At 62.9% G+C, this 2354-nt stretch carries 2 protein-coding genes; both read left to right on the forward strand.

Annotated features, from left to right (window positions below; translation table 11 throughout):
* The coding region (locus WCA85_RS13075; RefSeq protein WP_424064456.1) for a Dyp-type peroxidase at window positions 1-1103 on the forward strand (1103 nt) is incomplete at its 5' end.
* Window positions 1104-1276: 173 nt separating this feature from the next.
* Window positions 1277-2308 carry an iron ABC transporter substrate-binding protein gene (locus WCA85_RS13080; RefSeq protein ID WP_424064458.1) on the forward strand — a complete coding sequence of 344 codons (1032 nt, stop codon included), beginning with the start codon at window positions 1277-1279 and terminating at the stop codon, window positions 2306-2308.
* Window positions 2309-2354 lie beyond the last annotated feature (46 nt).

A 2354-nucleotide genomic window follows, 5' to 3' on the forward strand; every position in this document is an offset into this window, starting at 1 on the left:
TCATCACGCCGCAGCAGTCGCACATTTATGTTGCCGCGCTTGATCTGACCACGACCAAGCGCGACGACGTAATCGGTCTGATGCGCACCTGGACTGACGCCGCCGCGCGGATGACTCAGGGCCAGCCCGCCGGGCAGTTGCCCGGCCCCGACGGCAAAGCGGCGCCCGACTCCGCCGACGTGCTCGGCCTCGGTACTGCCGGTCTGACAATTACCTTCGGCTTCGGTCCGGGTATGTTCACGTCTGGCGGCAAGGACCGCTATGGCATTGCCAATCGGCGGCCGGCTGCGCTCGTCGATCTGCCGCACTTTAACGGCGATCAGTTGCTCCCCGAGAAAACCGGCGGCGACATCTTCATCCAGGCCTGCGCGAACGATGCGCAAGTGGCGTTCCACGCCGTGCGTCAACTGGTGCGCCAGTGCTATGGCGCGGCGACCATGCGCTGGGGCCAGCAAGGCTTTGTGTCAGGGCCGCGCGGCCAGACGCCGCGCAACCTGATGGGCTTCAAGGACGGCACCAACAACCCGTCGACGAAAAAGCCCGAGCTGATGAACCAGTTCGTCTGGGCCAACGGCGCCGATGCACCGTGGATGCAAGGCGGGTCGTATAGCGTCGTGCGCCGCATCCGCATCACGCTCGAACATTGGGACATGACCGAAGCCGATTTCCAGGAACAGGTCTTTGGTCGTCACAAGTTGAGCGGCGCGCCGATCGGCAGCAAGAACGAGTTCGACCCCGTCGATCTCAAGGCACAGGACAAGGACGGCAATTCGATCATTCCGGAGAATTCGCACGTTCGTTTGTCGAATCGGGACAACAACAACGGCGCGCAGATTCTGCGCCGCTCGTACTCGTACAACGACAGCACGAATTTCTACATCGAGCGCTGGCCGCCATGGCGCCAGGAAACGGAATACGACGCCGGGCTGATTTTCATCGCCTATCAGGGCGACCCGCGTGCCGGCTTCATTCCGATCAACGAGAAGCTCTCGAAGTTCGACATGATGAACCAGTTCACGACGCACGTCGGCAGCGCGGTGTTTGCCTGTCCGCCGGGCGCACGTCCGGGTTCGTACATCGGGGCGGGGCTGTTCGAAACCTGAGTACATGAGCACCTGAGCGCCGCTTGCGGCGCTCAAAACGATTTCGCGGGGTTTGGCTGGGCTCTTCGCGCAACGCTGCGCCGGGCCCGCGCCTGCGAGCGGAACCCCGAGACCCGCTCGTGGCATGCCACGCATGACACAGATCAAAACCATCACAAAAGGAATTCTGAACCATGACTCATTCCTGGCTTGGCACCCGTGTTCGCGCAATGAGCGGCGCGGCAGCGCTTCTGCTGGCGACGCTCGGCACTGCGCCCATCGCTGCCCACGCTGCATCGATCACGCTTTACAGCGCGCAGCACGAGCAGGTCGTCAACATGCTCGCCAAGGACTTTGAGAAGCAAACGGGCGTCTCGGTCAAGATCCGCACCGGCGAAGGTCCGGCACTGGCTGCCCAACTCGTCGCGGAAGGCGCAGCCTCCCCCGCTGACGTGTACTTCACGGAAAACTCGCCTGAGCTGATGCTGCTGGAAGAAAAGGGCATGCTCGGCAAGGTGGATGCAGCGACGCTCGCCGCCGTGCCGGCGCGTTTCGATTCGCCCACGGGTGCCTGGGTTGGCGTGACCGCGCGTGAAAACGTGCTGGCGTACAACACGGCCAAGCTCAAGCCGGCGCAACTGCCGCAATCGCTGTTCGATCTGGCCAAGCCGCAATGGAAGGGCAAGGTTGGTATCGCCCCGAGCGATGGCGACTTCCTGCCGCTCGTGAGCGCCGTGATCGCGCTGAAGGGTGAAGCTGCGACGCTGGATTGGCTCAAGGGCCTGAAAGCCAACTCGCAGATCTTCGACGACGATGAAGGCGTGGTGGCCGCAGTGAATCGCGGTGCGGTCGAAACCGGCATCATCAATAACTACTACTGGGCGCGTCTGAATGCCGAAATCGGCGACAAGTCCACCCGTAGCGCGCTGTACCACTTCACCAATGGCGACGCGGGTGCGCTCGTCAACGTGTCGGGTGCCGCGATTCTGAAGTCCGCTCACAACGAGGCGGATGCGCAGAAGTTCCTCGCGTACCTGGTCAGCGAACGCGCGCAGACCTTGCTCGCAAAGAGCCACGTTGACTTCGAATACCCGCTGCATGCGGGTGTCGCACCGGATCCGATCCTCAAGCCGTTCAGCGAACTGACGCCGCCGTCATTGACGGTGCAACAGCTCGGCGACGACAGCAAGGCAGGCGATCTGCTGCGTCAGGCAGGCCTGCTGTAAATGAGCGACATCGTGTCCGCCGCAGCGCCGGCGCTTGCTTCTGCAC

This window comes from Paraburkholderia sp. (assembly GCF_049581445.1).
GTDB lineage: Bacteria > Pseudomonadota > Gammaproteobacteria > Burkholderiales > Burkholderiaceae > Paraburkholderia.